The organism is Pseudomonas sp. A-B-19 (genome assembly GCF_019947515.1).
Classification (GTDB): domain Bacteria; phylum Pseudomonadota; class Gammaproteobacteria; order Pseudomonadales; family Pseudomonadaceae; genus Aquipseudomonas.
In genome coordinates, this window is sequence record NZ_JAGYGN010000032.1 from 16,328 (window position 1) to 39,100 (window position 22,773).

27 protein-coding genes are annotated in these 22,773 nt (G+C 60.0%); 16 read left to right on the forward strand and 11 right to left on the reverse strand.

Going from position 1 to position 22,773, the window contains the following annotated elements; genetic code table 11:
- The first annotated feature begins 66 nt into the window (after positions 1-66).
- Positions 67-579 carry a methylated-DNA--[protein]-cysteine S-methyltransferase gene (locus KGA81_RS25785; RefSeq protein WP_223549753.1) on the forward strand — a complete coding sequence of 171 codons (513 nt, stop codon included), beginning with the start codon at positions 67-69 and terminating at the stop codon, positions 577-579.
- A gap of 128 nt (positions 580-707) precedes the next feature.
- Here KGA81_RS25785 and KGA81_RS25790 read toward each other — a convergent pair whose 3' ends face one another.
- Positions 708-1,304 (reverse strand): NUDIX domain-containing protein, encoded by a 597-nt coding sequence (locus tag KGA81_RS25790; protein ID WP_223549755.1) that lies wholly within the window; start codon positions 1,302-1,304, stop codon positions 708-710.
- A 167-nt stretch (positions 1,305-1,471) separates the two neighbouring features.
- Here KGA81_RS25790 and KGA81_RS25795 point away from each other — a divergent pair, with 167 nt between their 5' ends.
- Positions 1,472-1,897, forward strand: coding sequence for a GNAT family N-acetyltransferase (locus tag KGA81_RS25795; RefSeq protein WP_223549757.1), 426 nt, complete (start codon positions 1,472-1,474; stop codon positions 1,895-1,897).
- 140 nt (positions 1,898-2,037) lie between these two features.
- Here KGA81_RS25795 and KGA81_RS25800 read toward each other — a convergent pair whose 3' ends face one another.
- The gene (locus tag KGA81_RS25800; protein ID WP_223549759.1) at positions 2,038-2,388 is read right to left on the reverse strand and encodes a hypothetical protein; all 351 of its coding nucleotides are present in this window, start codon (positions 2,386-2,388) and stop codon (positions 2,038-2,040) included.
- Between the two features lie 148 nt (positions 2,389-2,536).
- On the opposite strand from KGA81_RS25800, the gene KGA81_RS25805 reads away from it, so the two are divergent.
- The 8 genes from KGA81_RS25805 (at position 2,537) to KGA81_RS25840 (ending at position 6,725) form a co-directional block, all read left to right on the forward strand.
- Positions 2,537-2,785, forward strand: a complete 249-nt coding sequence (locus KGA81_RS25805) for a hypothetical protein (protein WP_008015571.1) — start codon at positions 2,537-2,539, stop codon at positions 2,783-2,785.
- A 20-nt stretch (positions 2,786-2,805) separates the two neighbouring features.
- The gene (locus KGA81_RS25810; RefSeq protein ID WP_223549761.1) at positions 2,806-3,135 is read left to right on the forward strand and encodes a DUF6388 family protein; all 330 of its coding nucleotides are present in this window, start codon (positions 2,806-2,808) and stop codon (positions 3,133-3,135) included.
- A gap of 117 nt (positions 3,136-3,252) precedes the next feature.
- Positions 3,253-3,645, forward strand: coding sequence for a sulfurtransferase complex subunit TusD (tusD, locus tag KGA81_RS25815; RefSeq protein WP_223549829.1), 393 nt, complete (start codon positions 3,253-3,255; stop codon positions 3,643-3,645).
- A gap of 1 nt (position 3,646) precedes the next feature.
- Positions 3,647-4,009: a sulfurtransferase complex subunit TusC gene (tusC, locus tag KGA81_RS25820; protein ID WP_223549764.1), complete on the forward strand. Its 363-nt coding sequence runs from the start codon at positions 3,647-3,649 to the stop codon at positions 4,007-4,009.
- Complete coding sequence (gene tusB / locus KGA81_RS25825; RefSeq protein ID WP_223549766.1) at positions 4,009-4,302, forward strand: sulfurtransferase complex subunit TusB; 294 nt, start codon at positions 4,009-4,011, stop codon at positions 4,300-4,302. Before tusC ends, tusB begins: the two co-directional genes overlap by 1 nt.
- Positions 4,299-4,634: a TusE/DsrC/DsvC family sulfur relay protein gene (locus KGA81_RS25830; protein WP_046037873.1), complete on the forward strand. Its 336-nt coding sequence runs from the start codon at positions 4,299-4,301 to the stop codon at positions 4,632-4,634. Before tusB ends, KGA81_RS25830 begins: the two co-directional genes overlap by 4 nt.
- Entirely contained in the window at positions 4,631-5,632 is a 1,002-nt protein-coding gene (locus tag KGA81_RS25835; RefSeq protein ID WP_223549768.1) for a glycosyl transferase family protein, read from the forward strand. The genes KGA81_RS25830 and KGA81_RS25835 overlap by 4 nt, the downstream gene beginning before the upstream one ends.
- A 91-nt stretch (positions 5,633-5,723) precedes the next feature.
- Positions 5,724-6,725, forward strand: coding sequence for a glutathione S-transferase family protein (locus tag KGA81_RS25840; protein WP_223549770.1), 1,002 nt, complete (start codon positions 5,724-5,726; stop codon positions 6,723-6,725).
- A gap of 131 nt (positions 6,726-6,856) precedes the next feature.
- On the opposite strand, the gene cysG is transcribed toward KGA81_RS25840, so the two are convergent.
- The 6 genes from cysG to KGA81_RS25870 all read right to left on the reverse strand — a co-directional run bounded on the left by cysG (position 6,857) and on the right by KGA81_RS25870 (position 14,404).
- Positions 6,857-8,251 carry a siroheme synthase CysG gene (gene cysG / locus KGA81_RS25845; protein WP_223549771.1) on the reverse strand — a complete coding sequence of 465 codons (1,395 nt, stop codon included), beginning with the start codon at positions 8,249-8,251 and terminating at the stop codon, positions 6,857-6,859.
- Positions 8,252-9,532, reverse strand: a complete 1,281-nt coding sequence (gene serS, locus KGA81_RS25850; protein ID WP_223549773.1) for a serine--tRNA ligase — start codon at positions 9,530-9,532, stop codon at positions 8,252-8,254.
- A 16-nt stretch (positions 9,533-9,548) separates the two neighbouring features.
- The gene (gene crcB / locus KGA81_RS25855) at positions 9,549-9,923 is read right to left on the reverse strand and encodes a fluoride efflux transporter CrcB (protein WP_223549775.1); all 375 of its coding nucleotides are present in this window, start codon (positions 9,921-9,923) and stop codon (positions 9,549-9,551) included.
- On the reverse strand, positions 9,923-11,245 hold the full coding sequence (locus tag KGA81_RS25860) for a replication-associated recombination protein A (protein ID WP_223549777.1): 1,323 nt from the start codon (positions 11,243-11,245) through the stop codon (positions 9,923-9,925). Before KGA81_RS25860 ends, crcB begins: the two co-directional genes overlap by 1 nt.
- A gap of 56 nt (positions 11,246-11,301) precedes the next feature.
- The gene (lolA, locus tag KGA81_RS25865; RefSeq protein ID WP_223549779.1) at positions 11,302-11,925 is read right to left on the reverse strand and encodes an outer membrane lipoprotein chaperone LolA; all 624 of its coding nucleotides are present in this window, start codon (positions 11,923-11,925) and stop codon (positions 11,302-11,304) included.
- 67 nt (positions 11,926-11,992) lie between these two features.
- The gene (locus KGA81_RS25870; protein WP_223549781.1) at positions 11,993-14,404 is read right to left on the reverse strand and encodes a DNA translocase FtsK; all 2,412 of its coding nucleotides are present in this window, start codon (positions 14,402-14,404) and stop codon (positions 11,993-11,995) included.
- A gap of 306 nt (positions 14,405-14,710) precedes the next feature.
- Between KGA81_RS25870 and trxB the strand changes: the two genes are divergently transcribed.
- The 4 genes from trxB (at position 14,711) to infA (ending at position 17,775) form a co-directional block, all read left to right on the forward strand.
- Entirely contained in the window at positions 14,711-15,670 is a 960-nt protein-coding gene (gene trxB, locus KGA81_RS25875; protein ID WP_223549783.1) for a thioredoxin-disulfide reductase, read from the forward strand.
- Between the two features lie 62 nt (positions 15,671-15,732).
- Entirely contained in the window at positions 15,733-16,413 is a 681-nt protein-coding gene (gene aat, locus KGA81_RS25880) for a leucyl/phenylalanyl-tRNA--protein transferase (RefSeq protein ID WP_223549785.1), read from the forward strand.
- A gap of 324 nt (positions 16,414-16,737) precedes the next feature.
- The gene (locus KGA81_RS25885) at positions 16,738-17,445 is read left to right on the forward strand and encodes an arginyltransferase (RefSeq protein WP_223549787.1); all 708 of its coding nucleotides are present in this window, start codon (positions 16,738-16,740) and stop codon (positions 17,443-17,445) included.
- 111 nt (positions 17,446-17,556) lie between these two features.
- Positions 17,557-17,775, forward strand: a complete 219-nt coding sequence (gene infA / locus KGA81_RS25890; protein WP_002553999.1) for a translation initiation factor IF-1 — start codon at positions 17,557-17,559, stop codon at positions 17,773-17,775.
- Between the two features lie 149 nt (positions 17,776-17,924).
- Here infA and clpA read toward each other — a convergent pair whose 3' ends face one another.
- Both clpA and clpS read right to left on the reverse strand, forming a co-directional pair.
- Positions 17,925-20,195, reverse strand: a complete 2,271-nt coding sequence (gene clpA / locus KGA81_RS25895) for an ATP-dependent Clp protease ATP-binding subunit ClpA (protein WP_223549789.1) — start codon at positions 20,193-20,195, stop codon at positions 17,925-17,927.
- A gap of 30 nt (positions 20,196-20,225) precedes the next feature.
- Complete coding sequence (gene clpS, locus KGA81_RS25900; RefSeq protein ID WP_032829596.1) at positions 20,226-20,588, reverse strand: ATP-dependent Clp protease adapter ClpS; 363 nt, start codon at positions 20,586-20,588, stop codon at positions 20,226-20,228.
- Between the two features lie 224 nt (positions 20,589-20,812).
- Between clpS and cspD the strand changes: the two genes are divergently transcribed.
- A complete protein-coding gene (gene cspD, locus KGA81_RS25905) occupies positions 20,813-21,079 on the forward strand; it encodes a cold shock domain-containing protein CspD (RefSeq protein ID WP_223549791.1) in 267 nt (88 codons plus the stop codon).
- Between the two features lie 81 nt (positions 21,080-21,160).
- Here the strand turns inward: cspD and icd are convergent, their stop codons facing one another.
- Positions 21,161-22,417, reverse strand: coding sequence for an NADP-dependent isocitrate dehydrogenase (gene icd / locus KGA81_RS25910; RefSeq protein WP_223531875.1), 1,257 nt, complete (start codon positions 22,415-22,417; stop codon positions 21,161-21,163).
- Here icd and KGA81_RS25915 point away from each other — a divergent pair.
- On the forward strand, positions 22,416-22,583 hold the full coding sequence (locus KGA81_RS25915; protein WP_223549794.1) for a hypothetical protein: 168 nt from the start codon (positions 22,416-22,418) through the stop codon (positions 22,581-22,583). The genes icd and KGA81_RS25915 overlap by 2 nt on opposite strands.
- Positions 22,584-22,773 lie beyond the last annotated feature (190 nt).

Here is a 22,773-nt window from a genome sequence, read left to right on the forward strand (position 1 = left end):
GTATTGCGCCTCCCCGTCGAGACAGTATCCTTAACGCCTGTTCAGCAATTTTGCGCGAGCCCTGGCATGACCTATACCTGCACCACCGTGGCTTCACCCGTGGGCCAGTTGAAGCTGGTGGCGAACGGTTCGCGACTGGCGGCCATCCTCTGGGAAAACGACAAACCGGGCCGGGTGCGCCTCGGCCCGATGAGCGAAGCGCCGGACAACCCGATCCTGGTGCGCACGGCTGCGCAGTTGCGCGAATATTTTTCCGGCACTCGCGATCGCTTCGAACTGGAACTGGATTTTGCCGGTACGCAATTTCAGAAAAAGGTCTGGACGGCGCTGCTGACCATCCCGTTCGGCGAGACCCGCAGCTACAGCCAGATCGCCGAACAGATCGGCAACCCGGCGGCGGTCAGGGCGGTGGGGGCGGCGAATGGCAAGAACCCGATTTCAATCGTGGCGCCGTGTCACCGGGTGATTGGTGCGTCGGGCAAGTTGACCGGGTTCGCCGGTGGGCTGGAGGCGAAGGCGTTGTTGCTGACGCTGGAGGGTGGGCAATGGCCCGGCACGGCACGCCTGCCAGGCTTTTAACCCTGTAGGAGCTGGCTTGCCAGCGAAGGCGGTCTTTGAGTGCAGCATCGCAATTGAGGACGCCATCGCTGGCAAGCCAGCTCCTTCAGGCCGCCTTCGCCGGCAAGCCGGCTCCTACAGGTTCGGGTCTATCGGGATCGGGCGAAGAGGTTTTTCATCGCGGCATACTGCAACAGCATGATGGTTTTGGCGTCGCAGATTTCGCCACGGTAAAACGCTTCGAGCGCGTCCTCGAACGCCCACTCCAGCACTTCCAGCTCTTCGGTTTCCGCCTCCAGTCCACCACCGTCGCTGACTTTCGACTTCGCATCGTACTCGGCAATGAAAAAGTGCAGCTTTTCCGTCACCGAACCCGGGCTCATGTACGCCTCGAACACCTTCTGCACATGGTGCACGCGGTAACCCGTCTCTTCCTCGGCTTCATCGCGGATGCGGTCTTCAGGCGCCGCGCCTTCCAGCAGCCCCGCCGCCACTTCGATCAACAGGCCATCGTGGCCATTGACGAACACCGGCAAGCGAAATTGCCGGGTCAGTATCACGGTTCTCTTTTCGCGGTTGTACAACAGAATCGCCGCGCCATTGCCCCGGTCGTAGACCTCTCGCGTCTGGCGTTGCCACTCGCCGTTGTTGCGTTGGTAATCGAAGGTGATTTTCCTGAGCAGGTACCAGTCGTGGGACAACACCTGAGACTCAAGGATGTTGACCCGCTCGGCTGTGTTCGACATGACAACGTGTCCTGTTTTTTTGTCAGAGGGTGCACATGTTAAGTGAAAACAGACAGCCTTTGCCCCCTCAGGCAAGCTGCGCGTTGGCGACGGTTCAACTTTTCCGGGGATGGAACAATCGCTGCGACCGGGATAGGCTGCGGTTTCACTGCCATAAGGATATAGCCATGAACCTGCGTATTGAACTGTCGCAAAACCCCACGGAAGAACAACGCCTGGCCATCCTCAAGCCATTGCGCGCGTACAACGGCTCGAAGGCCGAAGGTAACGTGCCTGAGCACATCGCCTTGCTGGTGCGCGACGACAACGACGAGATCCTCGGCGGCCTGCATGGCCGATTGTTTTACCAGTGGCTGTACATTGACTTGTTGGTGGTGCCGGAACAGGCGCGGGGACAGGGCCTGGGTTCGAAACTGATGCAGATGGCCGAAGACCTGGCGCGGGAACGGCGCTGCGTCGGACTGTGGCTCGACACCTTTGAATTCCAGGCCCCTGAGTTCTACAAGAAATGCGGCTACAGCGAGATCGGCCACATTGCCGATTACCCGCCGGGGCACAAGCACTTCTTCTTCCAGAAGCGCCTGAATTACTGACTCGACACAAAACCTGTGGGAGCGAGCTTGCTCCGGGCGGCGATCCGACGATGGCGTCAGGTCAGTCGACATCTATGTTGAAGACAATCCGCTATCGCGAGCAAGCTCGCTCCCACAGGGGACTTGAGCTAGCCATCAGATCAGAGGCAGGTCGCCAACGCCGCCAACCGGCGCTTGGCCACGAAATCATCCTTCTGGGCGTAGTAGCTCAACGCCGTGCCAGAGGCATCGGTGGTCACGTCCACAAACGACTCTGCCGAACGTGTATAAACGGTCGTGCCGCCCTTCTCGCCAGGCTCCAGATACGCAGCGGCATCGACACCGAACACGGCCTCGTCCTGCCAGGAAAACTGTACGCACTGGGCAACGTCTTTGGCCGGTTTTTCCGAGTTCAGGGTCTTGTACGGGGCCTTGGTGCGGGCATCGTTCATCGCCGAACCCACGCATCCCGCCAGCAACGTCACGGCCAGCGCCACCATCAGAATTCGCATTGCATTCACTCATCGGGAAAAAGCGGACTTTATCACCCTGGCAGGCCGTATCGTTCTGCTTTACTGCATTTATACCGCGACAGCGCGCGACGATTCGCGCACCCTGTCGCGCCAATAACGCCGCATCGCGCCCATGACTGGAAATCTGATGACACCTAATGCCGAGTTCTACAAACCGAGCACTGAATATGCCGACAAGCTGATCAGCCAGATCGGTCAGACGCCTTCCTGGATCGCCAAGCGAATCGGCGTCACCGACAAGCGGATTCGTTACATCCTCGACGGCGAAAGAACCGTCAAAGGCGAAACCACGCCGATCCAGATGACCTACACCGAACAGTTTGCCCTCGAATGCCTGGCGGCAGCGGCCAAGGCCAGCAAGAAGCAGTCTTCGTAATCCCCACTCAAGGAGCGACCATGGCGGCAACCGAGCAGCAACATGAGCAGGCATTGAAGCGTTTTCTCGACGAACGCCCCCAGTTGCGCCACGACCTCGACCATCTCAACCCGTTGCTGGCCCAGGCCAAGGGCGAAACCCCGGCGCAGTATCGTGACGAACGTTTGCATGAGGCCTTCGAAGCCGAGGCAGAACGGCAAGGATTGTTCGCCTGGGAGCTGACTCTGCAACTGACGGCTGCCACGGCCGAAGACTACGAAACGCAGCGCCGGGAAGTGCACCGGGAAGTGGCGGAGATGGCCGGGATGGATTGGCTGGAGTATTGCGACTTGTATGGGATAGAGCCGTAGGCAGATTATCCCTGCCGGGCTTTGTGTTGTTGTATCGGGCGCCTTCGCGGGCAAGTCGAATCGCCGCCCCGCCGATAAAGCATTATCATGGCCGCAGTTTCGCTGATCGAGTGCACCATGAAGTTCGCCATCGCCGTGTTTTGCGCCGCCCATGCGCCCTCCTCGCGCCGCGCCCTGCTGTTCGCCCAGGCCGCGCTGGCCGGCGGGCATGAGATTGTCCGGCTGTTTTTCTACCAGGACGGCGTCTACAACGCGTCTGCCAGCGTGGTCACGCCCCAGGATGAACTGGACTTGCCCAGGCAATGGCGCACCTTTGTCAGCGACCATCAGCTAGATGGCGTGGTGTGCATCGCCGCCGCGCTGCGTCGTGGCGTGTTGAACGAGGAAGAAGCCAGGCGCTATCAGCGCGAGGCGATTGCTGTCGGTGCGCCGTGGGAGTTGTCCGGCCTGGGCCAATTGCATGACGCGGCGCAGGATGCCGACCGCCTGATCTGTTTCGGAGGCGCATGACATGGCCAAATCCTTGTTGATCATCAGCCGCCAGTCGCCCTGGTCCGGCCCGGGCGCGCGGGAAGCACTGGATATCGTGCTGGCCGGGGGTGCCTTCGATCTGCCGATCGGCCTGTTGTTTCTCGATGACGGCGTGTTCCAGTTGGCCGCCGGCCAGAACGCCAAGGCACTGCAACAGAAAGACCTGAGCGCCAATCTGCAAGCCCTGCCGATGTTCGGTGTCGAGGAACTGTTTGCCTGTGGCGACAGTATCGCCCAGCGTGGCCTGGATCCGGACGGCCTGTCGCTGGAAGAAGCCCAAGTGTTGGCCGCCCACGAAATCACCGCCCTCATTGACCGTTACGACCAGGTGATCACCCTCTGATGTCGACTTTGCATGTGTTGTCTCATTCCCCGTTCGGCGACGAACGCCTGACCAGTTGCCTGCGCGTGATCGGCGCCAACGACGGGTTGCTGCTGTCCGGAGATGCCGCCTATGCGCTGCAGCCAGGCACCGCACCGTTCACGGCGCTCAGTGCACGCGGCCTGAAGTTGTTCGTCCTGGCCGAAGATGCCCAGGCCCGTGCGCTTGCGGTTCCAGACTGGGCTCGCGCCATCGATTACCCGGCCTTCGTCGAACTGTCGACTCACTACGACAAGGTCAACAGTTGGCTATGAATGCATTGACGGTCGGCGCCCGAGCCATCGAACTGGACAAGGACGGTTTCCTGGTCGAACTGAGTGACTGGTCAGCCGATGTGGCCAGTGCCCTGGCGGCTGCCGAAGACATTGAGTTGACACCCGAACACTGGGAAGTCCTCGAACTGTTGCGCAGTTTCTACGCCGAATTCCAGCTGTCGCCGGCCACCCGCCCTTTGATCAAGTACACCGCCCTGAAACTCGGCCCGGAAAAAGGCAACAGCCTGCACCTGAACCGACTGTTCAAAGGCACTCCCGCCAAACTCGCCGCGAAACTGGCGGGCCTGCCCAAACCGACGAATTGCTTATGACCGATTACCCAGCACTGACACTCGAAACGCCCGCCGAGCATCCGTTCGCCCAATTCGTGCGGATCCTTGGCAAAGGCAAGCGCGGCGCCCGTGACCTGACCCGGGTCGAGGCCCGTGAGGCCATGGGCATGGTGCTCGATGAAAAGATCGAGCAAACCCAGCTCGGCGCGTTTCTGATGTTGTTGCGACACAAAGAAGAAAGCGCCGAGGAAATGGCCGGGTTCACTGAAGCCTTGCGTGAGCGCCTGAATCCTCCGGCGCTGGCAGTGGATCTGGACTGGCCGACCTACGCCGGCAAGAAACGGCACCTGCCGTGGTATCTGTTGGCGGCCAAGTGCCTGGCGCAAAACGGCGTGCGGATTTTCATGCATGGCGGCGGTGCCCACACGGCCGGCCGGCTGTACAGCGAGCAATTGTTGGGCGAGTTGAACATCCCGCTGTGCCGCAATTGGCAGCAGGTTGGCGAGGCGTTGGATAACGGCGGGCTGGCGTTCATGCCATTGATGGACTGGGCGCCACAGCTGCAACGCATGATCGACCTGCGCAACACCCTGGGCCTGCGCTCGCCAATCCACTCGCTGGCGCGGATCCTCAATCCGCTGGGCGCCCGTTGCGGCCTGCAGAGTATTTTCCACCCGGGTTATCAGGCCGTACATCGCGACGCCAGCGGACTGCTCGGCGATACCGCCATCGTGATCAAGGGCGATGGCGGCGAAATCGAGATCAACCCGGACGCCGACAGCCACCTGTACGGCACCACCGGCGGCGAGAGCTGGGACGAGGAATGGCCGCAGTTGTCCGCGCAGCGTCACGTCAAACCCGCATCGCTTGATCCCGAGCACTTGAAAGCGGTGTGGCGTGGTGATGTGGTCGACAGCTACCCGCAAATGGCCCTGATCTCGACCATGGCCCTGGCCCTGCGTGGCCTGGGCCAGAGCCGCGAACAGGCCTTCGAAACCGCTGAAAAATACTGGGCGGCGCGGGACAAATCGATTTAATCGATCATTTGCGCCCGATCTTTGCGCTTTTTGTTCGAACTCATCGGAATAGACTCAACCCCAACGATTATGGGTTTCTGGAGTCTTGAACATGGGATTGTTAGTTGATGGCCGCTGGCAGGACAAGTGGTACGAAAGCAGCAAGGACGGCGCTTTCCAGCGTGAACAGGCGCAGCGTCGCCACTGGCTGACCGCTGATGGTAAACCGGGACCCACCGGCGTCGGTGGTTTTGCGGCCGAACCCGGGCGCTATCACCTGTACGTGTCCCTGGCCTGTCCGTGGGCTCATCGCACACTGATCCTGCGCAAACTCAAAGGCCTGGAAAACCTGATCGACGTTTCGGTGGTCAGTTGGCTGATGCTGGAAAACGGCTGGACCTTCGACCAGAACCTGGGCTCTACCGGCGACAAGCTCGATCACTTCGACTTCATGCACCAGCGCTACACTGCCGACACCGCCGACTACACCGGCCGCGTCACTGTGCCGGTGCTGTGGGACAAACGGCAAAAACGCATCGTCAGCAATGAATCATCGGAAATCATCCGCATGTTCAATGGTGCCTTCGATGATTTGACCGGTAACGACCTGGACTTCTACCCGGCGCCGCTACGCGGTGAGATCGATGCATTGAACGAGCGGATTTATCCGGCGGTGAACAATGGCGTGTACCGCGCCGGCTTTGCCACCTCGCAACAGGCTTATGAACAAGCCTTCGATGATGTGTTTGCCGAACTGGACCGCCTGGAGTTGCTACTGGGCGCCAACCGCTATCTGGCCGGCGAGTACCTGACCGAGGCGGACATCCGCCTGTTCACCACGCTGATTCGCTTCGATGCGGTGTACTACGGACACTTCAAGTGCAATCTGCGGCGGATCGCCGATTATCCGAATCTGTCGAACTGGCTGCGGGAAATCTATCAGTGGCCGGGGGTTGCCGAGACGGTGGACTTCACCCACATCAAGCACCACTACTACGCCAGCCACCGCACCATCAACCCGACGGGTGTGGTGCCCAAAGGGCCGGCGCAGGACTTCACCGCGCCCCATGACCGGGAGCGGTTGAGCGGGAAAGGGGTTTGGCGCAGAGCCTGAGATTTGTGCAGGTTTTGAAGGCCCCATCGCGAGCAAGCTCGCTCCCACATTGGATCTGTGTCGTTCACAAATCCCCTGTGGGAGCGAGCTTGCTCGCGATGGGCCGGGGTCGCGCTCGACCGACTCGGTCTCTAGACCTGCCCCTGAGCCCCTTCGAACCACGCCAGTTTCTCGCGCAGTTGCACCACTTCACCCACGATCACCAATGTCGGCGCATGCACTTCATGCTCCGCCACCAGCCGTGGCAGGTCCGCCAGGGTGCCGGTAAACACCCGCTGGTTGACCGTGGTGCCCTGCTGGATCAACGCTGCCGGGGTATCGGCACCGCGACCATGCTTGATCAACTGCTCGCAAATGATCGGCAAGCCCACCAGCCCCATGTAGAACACCAGGGTTTGCGCCGGGGCCACCAGATCGGCCCAGGGCAAATCGGTGGAACCGTCCTTCAGGTGCCCGGTGACAAAGCGTACCGACTGCGCATAATCGCGGTGGGTCAGCGGAATCCCGGCGTAGGCCGCGCAACCGCTGGCCGCCGTGATCCCCGGCACGACCTGGAACGGGATGCCCTGTGCCGCCAGTTCTTCGATCTCTTCACCACCACGACCGAAGATGAACGGATCACCGCCCTTCAATCGCACCACACGTTTGCCTTGCCTGGCCAGATCCACCAATTGCTGGTTGATCTGATCCTGTGGCACCGCGTGATCGGCACGGCGCTTGCCGACGTAAACCCGCTCGGCGTCGCGACGGCACAGTTCGATAATCGCTGGCGCCACCAGGCGGTCGTATAGCACTACGTCGGCCTGCTGCATCAAACGCAATGCCTTGAACGTCAGCAGATCGGGATCACCTGGCCCTGCGCCCACCAGATAGACTTCGCCGGTCGCCACTGGTGCCTGGCCATCGATCTTCGCCTGCAACAAGCGCTCGGCTTCAGCGCCCTGCCCGGCCAGTTGCCGGTCGGCAATCGGGCCCTGGAAAACATCTTCCCAGAACGCCCGACGCTGCTGCACATCCGGAAACAGGCCTTTGACCTGATGACGGAAACGCGCCGCCAAACCGGCCAGGTGACCGTAGGTGGAAGGAATCCAGGTTTCGATCTTGGCGCGGATCAAACGTGCCAGCACCGGCGCATCGCCGCCGCTGGACACCGCGATGATCAGTGGCGAACGGTCGACGATGGCCGGGAAGATCACGCTGCACAGGGCCGGCGCGTCCACCACGTTGACCGGCACGCAACGCCGATGGGCATCAGCGGAGACTTGTGCGTTCAGCGCTTCGTCGTCGGTGGCGGCAATGATCAGCCCGCAACCGTCCAGGTCCGTTTCGGCGTAGCCACGCAACAGGCACTCGCCACCGCTGCCGACAACCAGTTCGCGCAGTTGGGCTTCGATTTCAGGTGCAACCACCCGCAGCAGCGCACCGGCATCGGCCAGCAAGCGGGATTTGCGCAAGGCAATCTCCCCCCCGCCGACAACCAACACACGACTGCCGCGAAGGTTATGGAACAGCGGCAGATAGTTCATTTAGCCGATGACCTCGAGGCCACCCATGTACGGCTTGAGGACTTCAGGCACGCGGATCGAACCGTCGGCCTGCTGATAGTTCTCGAGCACCGCGACCAGGGTACGACCCACCGCCAGGCCGGAGCCGTTCAGGGTGTGCACCAGTTCCGGCTTGCCGGTTTCCGGGTTGCGGAAACGCGCTTGCATGCGACGGGCCTGGAAGTCGCCGCAGTTGGAGCACGACGAGATTTCGCGGTACTTGTCCTGGCTCGGGATCCACACTTCCAGGTCGTAAGTCTTGACCGCGCTGAAGCCCATGTCGCCGGTGCACAGGGCCAGGGTGCGGTAAGGCAGTTCCAGCAGTTGCAGGACTTTCTCGGCGTTGGCGGTCAGGCCTTCCAGCGCTTCCATGGATTTCGCTGGCTCGACGATCTGCACCATTTCAACCTTGTCGAACTGGTGCTGGCGGATCATGCCGCGGGTGTCGCGGCCCGAAGCGCCGGCTTCGCTGCGAAAGCACGGCGTGTGGGCAACGAATTTGATCGGCAGCAGTTTCGAATCGACGATTTCGCCGGCGACGATGTTGGTCAGCGACACTTCGGCGGTCGGGATCAGATACAGGTCGGCTTCGCCTTCGCGCGCAATCTTGAACAGGTCTTCTTCGAACTTCGGCAGTTGACCGGTGCCTTGCAGCGCCGGCGCCTGGACCAGATAAGGCGTATAGGCCTCTTCGTAGCCATGCTCGGTGACGTGCAGGTTGATCATGAACTGCGCCAGGGCGCGGTGCAGACGGGCGATCGGGCCGCGCAACAGGGCGAAACGGGCGCCGGACAGCTTGGCGGCGGTTTCGAAGTCCAGCCAGCCGAACTTCTCGCCCAGGGCCACATGGTCCTGAACCGGGAAATCGAACGCAGTCGGCGTGCCCCAGCGGCGCACTTCGACGTTGCCGTCTTCGTCATCGCCAACCGGCACCGATTCGTGGGGCAAATTAGGAATACCCAGCAAGATCGAGTCCAGTTCGCTCTGGATCGAGTCCAGTTCGACTTTACCGGCACTCAATTCGCCCGCCATGCGCTCGACGTCCGCCATCAGCGGCGCGATGTCTTCGCCGCGCTGCTTGGCCTGACCGATGGATTTGGAACGTGCATTACGTTCAGCCTGCAGTGCTTCGGTGCGGGTCTGGACGGTCTTGCGCTGTTCTTCCAGCGCTTCGATGCGCGCGACGTCCAGGGCATAGCCACGGGATGCCAGGCGGTCCGCTACGTCCTGAAGGTGGCTACGTAACAGTTTGGAATCGAGCATGTCGGTTTCTCGTTTATCAAAGTTTGGTCAAGGACAGGCCGGCCCAGGTGGCAAGTAGCCCGCCGAATACGCTGAGCGCCGCATAGCCCAGGGCCAGCGGCACCTGCCCGCTTTCCAGCAGGCGCACCGTATCCAGTGAAAAGGATGAAAAAGTCGTCAGCCCCCCGAGGAAGCCAACGATCAACCCGGCGCGAATCTCGAAAGACACCTCCGGACGTATCAAAAACAGACCGTATAGAACACCGATCAGCAAACAGCCCACGATATTAACGGCCAGCGTCGCGGTATAGAAGTGCCGTGGACAATTCGCGTTGATCCAGTTGCCCGCGGCAAAGCGCAACAGAGTGCCGGCCATCCCGCCGACGGAAACCGCAATGATCGCTGGAAGCACTATTTTCTCCGCTGCCGGGGGCTTGAACGGTCGAGTTTCGCCAGGTGATTGAGCTTTTCGCCGATCTTCAATTCCAGGCCACGGGGCACGGGCTGATAGAACGGGATCGGATCGAGTTCTTCCGGGAAATAGTCTTCTCCGGCGGCGTAGGCGTCCGGCTCATCGTGGGCATAACGATATTCATCGCCGTAGCCCAATTGCTTCATAAGCTTGGTCGGCGCGTTACGCAGGTGCAGCGGCACTTCCAGCGAACCGTGCTCGGCGGCGGCACGCAGTGCAGTCTTGAAGCCCATGTACACCGCGTTGCTTTTCGGCGCGCAGGCCAGATAGGTGATGGCCTGGGCCACCGCCAGTTCGCCTTCGGGGCTGCCGAGGCGTTCCTGCACTTCCCAGGCCGCCAGGCACAGGCTCAGGGCGCGCGGGTCGGCATTGCCGATGTCTTCGCTGGCCATGCGCACCACGCGCCGGGCCAGGTACAGTGGATCGCAACCACCGTCGATCATCCGGGCGAACCAGTACAAGGCGCCGTCCGGGTTGGAACCGCGGACCGACTTGTGCAACGCGGAGATCTGGTCGTAGAACGCTTCGCCGCCCTTGTCGAACCGCCGGCGGGTATCGCCGAGCAGACTTTGCAGCAGATCGGTGCCGATTTCGCTGTTGTCTTCAGCCAGGTCCGAGGCGTTTTCCAGCAGGTTGAGCAGGCGCCGGCCATCGCCATCGGCGGCCGACAGCAGCATCTGGAAGCCTTCGTCGCTGAGGGTCAGGTTGCGCTTGCCCAGGCCACGCTCTTCGGTCAGTGCGCGCTGCACCAGTTTGCGCAGGGCCGCTTCGTCGAGGCTTTTGAGCACATAGACGCGCGCCCGCGACAGCAAGGCGTTATTGAGCTCGAACGAGGGGTTTTCCGTGGTCGCACCGATGAAAATCAGCGTGCCGTCTTCGACATAGGGCAGGAACGCGTCCTGCTGGGACTTGTTGAAGCGATGCACTTCGTCGACGAACAGAATCGTGCGGCGGCCGTACTGCGCGGCCTGCTGCTTGGCGATTTCCACCGCCTGACGGATCTCCTTGACCCCGGCCAGCACCGCCGAGACCGTTTCGAAGTGCGCGTCCGAAACTTCCGCGAGCAACCGCGCCAGGGTGGTTTTGCCCACGCCCGGCGGGCCCCAGAAAATCATCGAATGCAGGGCACCCTGCTCCAGCGCTTCGCGCAGGGGCTTGCCACGAGCGAGCACGTGTTCCTGGCCGACGTACTCGTCCAGATTGGCCGCGCGCAGGCGGGCGGCCAAGGGCTGAGCGATGGGGGTGCTGCGAAACAGATCCATCACTACCTCTGAAACCTCAATTGAACATCGCTCCTACAGGTACAGGGTTCTGCGTTTTATTCCTGAATTACGTCGGCACCTTTAGGGATGTCGAACTTGAACCTGGACGCTGGCACTGCTTCGTTGGCCTTCACCCCGGTGAACAGGATGTTGGTGCGTTGGCCGACGCTGTCGATCAGTTGCATGTCGTTGAGCAGACCGTTGCGGAACGACAGACGCAGGTTGTCGAACAGAGTGTCCTTGGTTTTCGGCTTCAAGGTGAAGTCGATCACGCCACCCGCTTCTTTCGCGGTGATGTCGAAACTCTGGCTGATCTTCGACACGTCACCGGACAACAGCAGAGCCGGGGTCTGGGTCAGACGCTCGTCCAGCTTCTTGATCGTCGCCTGCTCCAGATCCGGATCCCACAGAGTGACTTTCTTGCCGTCGGATACCATGGTCTGCTCGGCCGGCGCATTAGTGTGCCAGTAGAACAGGCCCGGGCGCTGCAGCGTCATGTCGCCGCTGGTTTCCTGCAACTGGGTGCCGCTGCCGTCGAGGGTCAGCTGCGAAAAGTTGGCCGTCAACGTCTTGGATTTTTCCAGCAGTTGGGTCAAGCGCGCCACGTCCTTCTCATCGGCGTTAGCCTGGAGCGTGGTCAAAGCCAGTACCGGCAGCAACAGCATGCGGATCAGACGCATGGGAGTCCTCATAACATTCGTGGGAGTGCGGGCGGCGCCAATGGGCGCCACCCCTTTCATGCTCGGGTCAGTCGCGCACCGGGCCCGGGGCCAGGACTTCGCGCGAACCGTTGGTGTTCATGGACGTCACGACCCCGGCCATTTCCATGGCTTCGATCATGCGCGCGGCGCGGTTGTAGCCGATCTTCAGCTTGCGCTGAACCGCGGAAATGGAGGCGCGACGGCTTTCCAGCACGAACTGCACGGCTTCATCGTACAGCGCGTCGGCCTCGGGATCGTCACCGTCGCCGCCACCGCTGCTGCCTTCGAAGCCGCTGCCCGCCTCTTCGACGCCATTGAGAATGTCGTCGTTGTATTCCGGCGCGCCCCGCAGCTTCCAGGCTTCCACCACGCGGTGAACCTCATCGTCGGACACGAAAGCACCGTGGACACGAATCGGCAGGCTGGTACCCGGCGGCATGTACAACATGTCACCGTGGCCCAGCAGTTGTTCGGCACCGCCCTGGTCGATGATGGTCCGCGAGTCAATCTTGCTCGATACCTGGAACGCCATACGGGTCGGGATGTTGGCCTTGATCAGACCGGTGATCACGTCTACCGACGGACGCTGGGTCGCAAGAATCAGGTGGATACCGGCCGCCCGCGCCTTCTGGGCGATACGGGCGATCAGTTCCTCAACCTTTTTGCCGACGATCATCATCATGTCGGCGAATTCGTCGACCACCACCACGATGGTCGGCAGCTTTTGCAGCAGCGGCGCTTCGTCGTGGATGCTTTCGCGCTTGTACAGCGGGTCGCTCAACGGCTCGCCGGCGTCCTGTGCCTCCTTGACCTTGGCGTTGAAGCCCGCCAGGTTTCGCACGCCCATCTTGGCCATCAGCTTGTAGCGCCGCTCCATTTCGGCGACGCTCCAGCGCAGGGCGTTGGCGGCGTCCTTCATGTCGGTGACCACCGGGCACAGCAGGTGCGGAATGCCTTCATAGATCGACAGTTCGAGCATTTTCGGGTCGATCATGATCAGCTTGGCGTCTTCCGGGCCGGACTTGAACAGGATCGACAGGATCATCGCGTTCACACCCACCGACTTACCGGAACCGGTGGTACCGGCCACCAGCAAGTGCGGCATTTTCGCCAGGTCGGTGATGACCGGCTTGCCGCCGATGTCGTGACCCAGGGCCAGGGTGACCGGGGATTTGAAGTTGTCGTACTCGGGGGTCGACAACACCTCGGAGAAACGCACGATCTGCCGGTCTTCGTTGGGAATTTCGATACCGACGGTGGTCTTGCCCGGTATCACTTCCACCACGCGCACGCTGGTCACGGCCAGGGAGCGGGCCAGGTCTTTGGCCAGGTTGGAAATACGGCTGACCTTGACGCCGGCCGCCGGCTGGATTTCGTAACGGGTAATCACCGGCCCCGGGTGAATCGAGTCCACTGCAACTTCAACGCCGAATTCCTTGAGCTTGATTTCCAGCAGGTGGCCAACCGCCGCCAGGGATTCAGGCGAGTAATTGAGCTGCTTCTTTTCCGCCGGATCGAGAATCGAGATCGGCGGCAAGGTGCCTTCCACGGCGCTGTCGACGAACAGCGGCGCCTGTTTCTCTTTTTCGACGCGTTTGCTCGGTGCGGCCGGCTTGGGTGGCGCGGGCGCAATCACCGGCGGCACCTGTTTCTCGCGCTCGGACATGTGCTTGCTCAGGGCTTGCTCACGCTCGATCAGGCGTTCCTTGACCTTGGCCTGCTCGCGTTTGTCGGTGACGGTCGGCGCAACCACTACATCCATGCGGTCGTCGACTTCACGCAACTGGGCGACCAGCTGTTTGCGTTCGGTACGGGCCGCCCACCAGCGATTGGCCGCGCCCTGGAACAGCTCAAACAGATCGAGGGTGATCTTGCCGGTGATGTCCATCACCTTGAACCACGACAGGTCGGTAAACACCGTCAGGCCGAACAGGAACAACGCAATGAACAACAGCGTGCTGCCCTGGATATTCAGGGCATTCCTGGCCAGGTCGCCGAGGCTTTCGCCCAGCGCACCGCCTGCGCCGGCCGGCAGACCGGTCGCGGCATGGAAATGGATATGGGCCAGAGCGGCGCCCGACAGCACCAGGAACACCAGGCCGATCAGACGCCAGGAGAACAGCCAGCCGCTCCACTGCCACGGTTCGTGACGCTGGCGGAAGATCTGGTACGCCTTGATGGCCAGCAGCAACGGGAAGATGTAGGCGAAGTAACCCAGCACCATGAACAGGATATCGGCGCTGTAGGAGCCCGCTGGCCCGCCGAAGTTCTGCACGTCGTCGATCTTGCTGTTATGACTCCAGCCCGGATCATCCTTGCCATAGGTCAACAAGGCCATCATCAGGAACAGGCACAAGGCACCGATGGCGATCAGCGCACCTTCCTTGAGTCGGTAGTGCAAGTGCTGGCGCCAGAGCGGAACGACGGCTGGTTTAGGTGCTGCGGTGGATTTCTTCAAAACGCTTCTATTCCTGCGCCATGGGCGCGTCCATCTGGTGAATGTCTATAAAAACTGCCAAAAAACCGCCCAATCCAGGCAGGTAAAAAAGTTAACACGTGTAACCGGGACTACTTTTAACACTGCGCCCCGGTTTTTATAAATATGGCACGCACTGAATATATCCAGCACGCAGGGCATTGTACGGGTTTGTACGCACGACGCCATGCTTGAGCCCCTTGGGTGTAGCATAGTCAACAGCGCATGACATGCCGTTCAATTTGAGCATGCATTCTCTTTTGTGACAAAGGCTTATGAGGTGTTTTTATGAGCGAAGCGAAGCATTCACGCCTGATTATCCTGGGCTCCGGCCCCGCAGGTTACAGCGCAGCCGTTTATGCCGCCCGCGCCAACCTCAAGCCCGTTGTCATTACCGGCATACAGGCAGGTGGCCAGCTCACTACCACCGTCGAGGTGGATAACTGGCCAGGCGACGTCGAAGGCCTGACCGGACCGGTCCTGATGGACCGTATGCAAAAACACGCCGAGCGCTTTGCCACCGAGATCATTTACGACCACATCCATACCGCCAAGTTGCAACAACGGCCGTTCGAACTGATCGGCGATGGCGCGACCTACACCTGCGACGCACTGATCATTGCCACCGGCGCTTCTGCGCAATACCTGGGTCTGCCGTCGGAAGAAAGGTTTGCTGGCAAAGGGGTTTCAGCATGCGCGACCTGTGATGGATTTTTCTATCGCGATCAGGTGGTTGCGGTGGTCGGTGGCGGTAACACCGCGGTCGAGGAAGCTTTGTACCTGTCGAACATCGCCAAGGAAGTGCACCTGATCCATCGGCGCGACAAGCTGCGCTCGGAGAAGATCCTCCAGGACAAACTCTTCGAAAAGGCCGCCAACGGCAATGTCCGCCTGCACTGGAACCAGAATCTGGATGAAGTGCTCGGCGATGCCAGCGGCGTGACCGGCGCCCGCCTGCGGGACAGCCATACCGGCGAAACCAGGGAACTGCCACTGGCCGGGGTATTTATCGCCATCGGCCATAAACCCAACACCGACCTGTTCACGGGCCAACTGGAGATGCGCGACGGGTATCTGCTGGTCAAGGGTGGCAGCGAAGGCGATGCCACCGCTACGGCGATTGCAGGTGTGTTCGCCGCCGGTGACGTGGCTGACCACGTTTATCGCCAGGCCGTTACGTCTGCCGGGGCCGGTTGCATGGCGGCGCTGGACGCCGAAAAATACCTCGACGACATTCCTGCCGTTTAAAGGCAAACTTTATGGCGGGCCAAAGCCCGCCACTGCCCTCCCCTTCTGCAAGCCCGGATGCCATGCTGACTTGGTTACAACGCAATACCTTGCAGTTCCCACCGCTGGAAAAGGCCATGCGCGACCCCAACGGGCTTCTGGCTGCCGGTGGCGATCTGTCCGCCGATCGGCTGATCTCGGCTTATCGCCACGGCTGTTTCCCGTGGTTTTCCGAAGGCCAGCCGATTCTCTGGTGGTCGCCGGATCCGCGCACGGTTTTGTTTCCCGACGAATTGCACGTCTCGCGCAGCCTGAACAAACTGCTGCGCCAGCAACGCTATCAAGTGACCTTTGACGAGGACTTCGCCGCCGTCATCCGCGCCTGTGCCGCGCCCCGGGATTACGCCGACGGCACCTGGATCACCGAGGCCATGCAGGACGCCTATATCGAGTTGCACAGGCGCGGGCATGCGCACTCGGTGGAAGTGTGGGACGGGGATGAACTGGTCGGCGGCTTGTACGGGCTGGCGATGGGCCAGTTGTTTTTCGGCGAGTCCATGTTCAGCCTCGCTGACAACGCCTCGAAATTCGGTTTTGCCACACTGGTGCGGCATCTGAAAGACTCGGGCTTCGTGCTGATCGATTGCCAGATGCCTACCGACCACCTGCACAGCCTGGGCGCCCGAGCCATTCCCCGCCGTGAATTTGCGATCTATCTGGCCAGGCACCTGGACCAACCCAACACCGCCACCTGGGTTTGCTGAGCGACTTTCGCGCAGGTGGCTTACACTTAGGGGGCGTTCTCAGTTGATTTCACCGCCGCGCCGGGTCTGCTGTTGTGCAGGGCAAGGCGCGAGAAGCGTGGTTTGGTCATTCCAAATAAGCTTCGAGCAACGCAGCCCTGCACAACAGCAGGCCCGGCCCTTCGGGTTGTGCCTTAAAGCGAGCCAGGCTGCGTTGCACGCCTTGGAAAGGGAACAACCATTCCCAGCGGCCTGCGCCTTGCCTGGCTCGCTTTAAGGCGACAACGCGGCGGTGAAATCAACTGAGAACGCCCCCTATCAAAAGCATTATCCCGAGGGTTGATCATGACCGAGTTGGCGCGTTTGAAGTTCTATGCCACTCAGCCGCACTCTTGCAGTTATCTGCCCGAGGAGCAGGCCACAACCCTGTTCCTCGACCCTAGTCAGCCCATGGATGTGCATGTCTATGCAGACCTGTCGGAGATGGGGTTTCGTCGCAGTGGCGACCATCTCTACCGACCGCATTGCCAGAATTGCAATGCATGCGTTCCGGCGCGTATTCCCGTGGGACAGTTCACGCCCAACCGGCAACAGAAACGCATCTTCAAGCGCAACGCGGATTTGCAGGTGCGCCCCGCCAAGCCCCGCTTCAACGAAGAGTACTTCGACCTTTACCAGCGCTATATCGAACAGCGTCACGCCGATGGCGACATGTACCCACCAAGTCGCGACCAGTTTTCGACATTCCTGGTGCGGGACCTGCCGTTTTCACGCTTTTATGAGTTTCGCCTGAACGGCCGACTGCTGGCCGTCGCCGTCACCGATTTACTGCCGAACGGTCTTTCGGCGGTCTACACCTTCTACGAACCCGCCGAAGAGCGTCGCAGCCTTGGGCGCTACGCAATCCTCTGGCAAATCGCCGAGGCCAGGCGACTGGGGCTGGAGGCGGTCTACCTCGGCTACTGGATCAAAAACTGCAAAAAGATGAGCTACAAGACTCAATATCGCCCCATTGAGTTGCTGATTAATCAGCGCTGGGTGGTTCTAAACTAGAGCCAGCCCTAAACCCCTTGGCTTAAACCCCACTTTTCGGGCACAATGCACGCCGCTTTTGCCTGGCGCAGTTGCACCGGGCCATTCATTGGACACCGAGGGCTTTACTGCATGTCGAAAGAAGACAGCTTCGAAATGGAAGGCACTGTCGTCGACACCCTGCCCAACACCATGTTTCGTGTGGAGTTGGAAAATGGGCACGTCGTAACCGCGCATATCTCCGGCAAGATGCGCAAGAACTACATCCGTATTCTTACCGGCGACAAAGTGCGCGTCGAGCTGACGCCCTATGACTTGAGCAAAGGGCGCATCACTTACCGCGCTCGCTAATCAGGTCAATACAAGACGCCCGGCTCATGCCGGGCGTTTTTGTTTGTCTGCGATTTAACGGCTACACCACAAAACCTGTGGGAACCGTGGTGATTTCGACAGACAGCAAAAAGGCGCCTTTCGGCGCCCCTCTGTTTTGCTTCTGAACCTCAGGCCATCTCGGCCGTGGTCTCGAACTCGAAGGTCAGCTCGCCATCCTTGATGTCGATGTGCACCACACCGCCATGTTCGGCCAGTTCGCCAAAGAGAATCTCCTCCGCCAGCGGACGCTTGATCTTGTCCTGGATCAGGCGAGCCATTGGGCGAGCACCCATCGCCGCATCGTAACCACCTTCGGCCAGCCAGTTGCGGGCTGCATCGGTGACTTCCAGCAATACCCGCTTGTCCTCCAGCTGCGCCTGAAGCTCGGTAAGGAACTTGTCCACCACGCTCTTGATGACCTCATGGCTGAGGCGACCAAACTGGATGATAGTGTCCAGACGGTTGCGGAATTCCGGCGTGAAGCTCTTCTTGATCACTTCCATCGCATCGGACGAGTGATCCTGATAGGCGAAACCGATCGAAGCGCGGGCTGCGGTCTCGGCACCGGCGTTGGTCGTCATGATAACGATCACGTTACGGAAATCCGCCTTGCGCCCGTTGTTATCGGTCAGCGTACCGTGGTCCATCACCTGCAGCAGCAGGTTGAAGACTTCCGGATGCGCCTTCTCGATCTCATCGAGCAACAGCACGCAGTGTGGCTGCTTGGTGATGGCTTCGGTCAACAGACCACCCTGATCGAACCCGACATACCCTGGAGGCGCACCGATCAGACGCGATACGGTGTGGCGCTCCATGTATTCGGACATGTCGAAGCGAATCAGCTCGACACCCAACGCCTTGGCCAACTGACGTGCCGCTTCGGTTTTACCGACACCGGTCGGCCCTGCGAACAGGAACGAACCGACAGGCTTGTCAGGGGATTTGAGGCCGGCGCGGGACAGCTTGATCGCGGTCGCCAGAGAGTCGATTGCGGCATCCTGACCGAACACGGTCAACTTCAGGTCACGCTCGAGGTTACGCAGCAGCTCTTTATCGGAGCTGGTGACGTGTTTTGGCGGAATCCGCGCAATTTTCGCAACGATGTCCTCGACCTGAGGCACTTCGATGCGTTTAACGCGCATTTCCACCGGCTGCAGGCGCTGGTAGGCACCCGCCTCGTCGATGACGTCGATGGCCTTGTCCGGCATGTGACGATCATTGATGTAACGCGAAGCCAGCTCGGCAGCCGCGCGCAGGGCTTCATCACTGTATTCGATATTGTGATGAGTCTCGAAACGCCCCTTCAGACCGCGCAGAATGCCGATGGTGTCTTCCACGGAAGGCTCCGACACATCGACCTTCTGGAAGCGCCGGGCCAAGGCACGGTCCTTCTCGAAAATGCCGCGAAACTCCTGGAAGGTGGTCGAACCGATGCAACGGATATCACCGGACGACAGCAGCGGCTTGAGCAGGTTCGAGGCATCCATGACACCACCGGACGCGGCACCCGCACCAATGATGGTGTGGATCTCGTCGATGAACAGGATCGCCTGTGGACGCTTTTTCAGCTCATTGAGCAACGCCTTGAAGCGCTTCTCGAAATCGCCACGGTATTTGGTACCAGCCAGCAAGGCACCCAGGTCAAGGGAGTAAACCACGCTGTTGGCCAGCAGGTCCGGCACCTGGTTGTCGACAATGCGCTTGGCCAGGCCTTCGGCAATCGCGGTTTTACCCACGCCCGCCTCGCCCACCAGCAGCGGATTGTTTTTGCGCCGGCGCGCCAGGATCTGCGCGACACGCTCGACCTCCAGCTCACGCCCCACCAACGGATCGATACGACCCTGGCGCGCCAGCTCATTGAGGTTGCTGGCATAAGCATCCAGGGGATTGCCCGAGGAAGAAGACTCACCGCCCTCGTCGTCTTGCATATCTTGCTCACCTTCAGAATGATCGCCGTGCCCCGGCACCTTGGAAATGCCATGGGCGATGTAGTTGACGACATCTATACGGGCAACGCTCTGCTGTTTCAGCAGGAACACTGCCTGACTCTCTTGCTCACTGAAGATCGCAACCAGCACGTTGGCACCGGTCACTTCGCGTTTGCCCGAGCTCTGTACGTGAAACACAGCACGCTGCAGGACACGCTGGAAGCCCAGGGTTGGCTGGGTTTCGCGATCCTCGTCATGCACGGGGATCAATGGCGTGGTGGAGTCGATGAACTCCTGCAGGTCATGCTTGAGTTTGTCGAGGTTTGCGCCGCACGCACGCAAAACGGTGGCGGCAGCCTCATTATCCAATAGGGCCAGCAAGAGGTGTTCGACGGTCATGAACTCATGACGCTTCGAACGGGCTTCCTTGAAGGCAAGATTGAGGGTGACTTCGAGCTCGCGGTTTAACATAGCTTCACCTCATACCCAAGTGGTCGGCGATTAACCGTCCTTCTCGATTTCACAGAGTAGCGGATGCTGGCTTTCCCTGGCGTACTGGTTGACCTGCATGGCCTTGGTCTCGGCGATGTCACGGGTAAACACTCCACATACTGCCCGCCCTTCTGTGTGGACGGCCAGCATGACCTTGGTCGCCAGCTCGCGATTCAGGTTAAAAAACACCTCGAGCACTTCGACGACGAAATCCATCGGTGTGTAGTCATCGTTGAACAAAACCACCTTGTACATCGGCGGCGCCTGCAGTGCAGGCTTTGCCTCCTGAACAGCAATGCCTGTGGAATCGTCGTCGTGTAAATCAGGGCGATCCTGATTGAATGTTAGTCGAATCTGGCTGATTGCATGCATGGAAAGAAAGGTTCGTCAGTTGTTCAAATACAGTGGTGGGGGCGGCTATCAGCGTTTTCAACTCCGACTGCCTGGTCAGCTTGACTATCGGCAAAACGGTGTTACAACCAATAGAGCCCACAGTGGGTAAAAAAGGTCCGCGGAGTCAATCTTATTTACAGATTCGACTGCGGATGTACTGGATGATACTCCAGTGATGGAGTCTGTTGCAGAGGGAGTTGGGTATGTCAGGCGGTAAGGTCAGTGGCAAGGTCAAATGGTTCAACAACGCCAAGGGTTACGGTTTCATCATCGAGGACGGCAAGACAGAAGATCTGTTTGCCCACTACTCCGCCATCCAGATGGAAGGTTATAAAACCCTGAAAGCCGGGCAAGCTGTCGCATTCGATATCATCCAGGGCCCCAAGGGCCTGCACGCGGTCAACATCGGCAATCCGGTGGATACTTCGAAAGCCACGACGCCCACAGCTGAACAGACCGCCTCGGTTTAACACCGCACCGTCAACCGGCCATGAAAAAACCGCCTGACTCAACTTATTGAATCAGGCGGTTTTTTGTGTACCTGCGTTTTCTTACATGTGCGAGATCAGCGCATCGCCGAAACCGGAAGACGACACCAGTTTCGCCCCCTCCATCAGGCGTTCGAAGTCATAGGTCACGGTCTTGGCGGAAATCGCGCCGTTGGTGCCCTTGATGATCAGATCGGCCGCTTCGGTCCAGCCCATGTGGCGCAGCATCATCTCGGCGGAGAGGATCAGCGAGCCGGGGTTGACCTGGTCCTTGCCGGCGTACTTCGGTGCCGTACCGTGGGTGGCTTCGAACATGGCCACGGTGTCGGACAGGTTGGCACCCGGCGCGATACCGATACCGCCCACTTCCGCAGCGAGAGCGTCGGAGAGGTAGTCGCCGTTGAGGTTCAGGGTGGCGATCACATCGTACTCGGCCGGGCGCAGCAGGATCTGCTGGAGCATGGCATCGGCGATCGCGTCCTTGACGATAACGTTCTTGCCGGTTTTCGGGTTTTTGAATTGCATCCACGGACCGCCGTCGAGCAGGGTCGCGCCGAACTCTTCAGCCGCCACTTCATAGGCCCATTCCTTGAAGGCACCTTCGGTGAACTTCATGATGTTGCCTTTGTGCACGATGGTCAGCGAATCGCGGTCGTTGTCGACCACATATTGCAGGGCCTTGCGCGCCAGACGCTTGGTGCCCTGCAGGGATACCGGCTTGACGCCGATGCCGCAGTTCTCGTCGAAGCGGATCTTGGTCACGCCCATTTCTTCTTTGAGGAACTTGATGATCTTGGTGGCTTCCGGCGTACCGGCCTTCCACTCGATGCCGGCGTAGATGTCTTCGGAGTTCTCGCGAAAGATGGTCATGTCGACATCGCCTGGCTTCTTGACCGGGCTGGGCACGCCTTCGAACCAGCGCACCGGGCGCAGGCAAACGTACAGGTCGAGCTGCTGGCGCAGGGCCACGTTCAGGGAACGGATGCCGCCACCGACCGGGGTGGTCAGCGGACCCTTGATGGAAACCACGTAGTCCTTGACCGCATCCAGGGTTTCCTGAGGCAGCCAGGTGTCCTGATCGTAAACCTGAGTCGCTTTCTCCCCTGCGTACACTTCCATCCAGGAAATCTTGCGCTCGCCACCGTAGGCCTTCTTAACAGCAGCATCGACAACCTTGATCATGACCGGGCTGATGTCGACGCCAATGCCGTCGCCTTCGATGAAGGGGATGATCGGGTTATTAGGAACATTGAGAGAATGGTCTGCATTGACGGTGATTTTGTCGCCGACGGCTGGAACCTGAATCTTCTTGTAACCCATGCTGAACTCCATTGATTGGATTGAACATCTGGCTTGGTTCGAGCGTAACCCAGTTGAATCGGCGCGCAAACCCTATGTTCCATCGATCTGCCGCAAAGCCTTGCAACTCGCGCGCTACAAGCCTGAAAGCAAAGGGAAAAGCGCCAAAACCAAGCACGACGAATGACTCTACGCTCGACCTGCCCCTGCGACCTTTAGACCAATGGACGACATTCGTTGCGTATGAACCATCGGCAGATTGCCAGCTACCTATGTATAATGCCGCCGCTGACCAAAGGGTCACGACGGGTAAAACAGCCTGCCGCTTGATGAAAAGCGACGAGCGTTTGCGCCCAAAGCCGGCCTGTTATCGCAGT

What these genes read in the sequence shown, in the direction of transcription:
- KGA81_RS25840 (WP_223549770.1), top strand. Translation starts at nt 5,724, where the DNA reads ATGGGATTGTTAGTTGATGGCCGCTGGCAGGACAAGTGGTACGAAAGC.
- icd (WP_223531875.1), bottom strand. Translation starts at nt 22,417, where the DNA reads ATGGGTTACAAGAAGATTCAGGTTCCAGCCGTCGGCGACAAAATCACC.
- lolA (WP_223549779.1), bottom strand. Translation starts at nt 11,925, where the DNA reads ATGCGTCTGATCCGCATGCTGTTGCTGCCGGTACTGGCTTTGACCACG.
- trxB (WP_223549783.1), top strand. Translation starts at nt 14,711, where the DNA reads ATGAGCGAAGCGAAGCATTCACGCCTGATTATCCTGGGCTCCGGCCCC.
- KGA81_RS25810 (WP_223549761.1), top strand. Translation starts at nt 2,806, where the DNA reads ATGGCGGCAACCGAGCAGCAACATGAGCAGGCATTGAAGCGTTTTCTC.
- cspD (WP_223549791.1), top strand. Translation starts at nt 20,813, where the DNA reads ATGTCAGGCGGTAAGGTCAGTGGCAAGGTCAAATGGTTCAACAACGCC.
- infA (WP_002553999.1), top strand. Translation starts at nt 17,557, where the DNA reads ATGTCGAAAGAAGACAGCTTCGAAATGGAAGGCACTGTCGTCGACACC.
- KGA81_RS25830 (WP_046037873.1), top strand. Translation starts at nt 4,299, where the DNA reads ATGAATGCATTGACGGTCGGCGCCCGAGCCATCGAACTGGACAAGGAC.
- serS (WP_223549773.1), bottom strand. Translation starts at nt 9,532, where the DNA reads ATGCTCGATTCCAAACTGTTACGTAGCCACCTTCAGGACGTAGCGGAC.
- tusD (WP_223549829.1), top strand. Translation starts at nt 3,253, where the DNA reads ATGAAGTTCGCCATCGCCGTGTTTTGCGCCGCCCATGCGCCCTCCTCG.
- aat (WP_223549785.1), top strand. Translation starts at nt 15,733, where the DNA reads ATGCTGACTTGGTTACAACGCAATACCTTGCAGTTCCCACCGCTGGAA.
- clpA (WP_223549789.1), bottom strand. Translation starts at nt 20,195, where the DNA reads ATGTTAAACCGCGAGCTCGAAGTCACCCTCAATCTTGCCTTCAAGGAA.
- KGA81_RS25795 (WP_223549757.1), top strand. Translation starts at nt 1,472, where the DNA reads ATGAACCTGCGTATTGAACTGTCGCAAAACCCCACGGAAGAACAACGC.
- KGA81_RS25860 (WP_223549777.1), bottom strand. Translation starts at nt 11,245, where the DNA reads ATGGATCTGTTTCGCAGCACCCCCATCGCTCAGCCCTTGGCCGCCCGC.
- KGA81_RS25785 (WP_223549753.1), top strand. Translation starts at nt 67, where the DNA reads ATGACCTATACCTGCACCACCGTGGCTTCACCCGTGGGCCAGTTGAAG.
- KGA81_RS25885 (WP_223549787.1), top strand. Translation starts at nt 16,738, where the DNA reads ATGACCGAGTTGGCGCGTTTGAAGTTCTATGCCACTCAGCCGCACTCT.
- tusC (WP_223549764.1), top strand. Translation starts at nt 3,647, where the DNA reads ATGGCCAAATCCTTGTTGATCATCAGCCGCCAGTCGCCCTGGTCCGGC.
- clpS (WP_032829596.1), bottom strand. Translation starts at nt 20,588, where the DNA reads ATGCATGCAATCAGCCAGATTCGACTAACATTCAATCAGGATCGCCCT.
- KGA81_RS25835 (WP_223549768.1), top strand. Translation starts at nt 4,631, where the DNA reads ATGACCGATTACCCAGCACTGACACTCGAAACGCCCGCCGAGCATCCG.
- KGA81_RS25800 (WP_223549759.1), bottom strand. Translation starts at nt 2,388, where the DNA reads ATGCGAATTCTGATGGTGGCGCTGGCCGTGACGTTGCTGGCGGGATGC.
- tusB (WP_223549766.1), top strand. Translation starts at nt 4,009, where the DNA reads ATGTCGACTTTGCATGTGTTGTCTCATTCCCCGTTCGGCGACGAACGC.
- cysG (WP_223549771.1), bottom strand. Translation starts at nt 8,251, where the DNA reads ATGAACTATCTGCCGCTGTTCCATAACCTTCGCGGCAGTCGTGTGTTG.
- KGA81_RS25805 (WP_008015571.1), top strand. Translation starts at nt 2,537, where the DNA reads ATGACACCTAATGCCGAGTTCTACAAACCGAGCACTGAATATGCCGAC.
- KGA81_RS25915 (WP_223549794.1), top strand. Translation starts at nt 22,416, where the DNA reads ATGCTGAACTCCATTGATTGGATTGAACATCTGGCTTGGTTCGAGCGT.
- KGA81_RS25790 (WP_223549755.1), bottom strand. Translation starts at nt 1,304, where the DNA reads ATGTCGAACACAGCCGAGCGGGTCAACATCCTTGAGTCTCAGGTGTTG.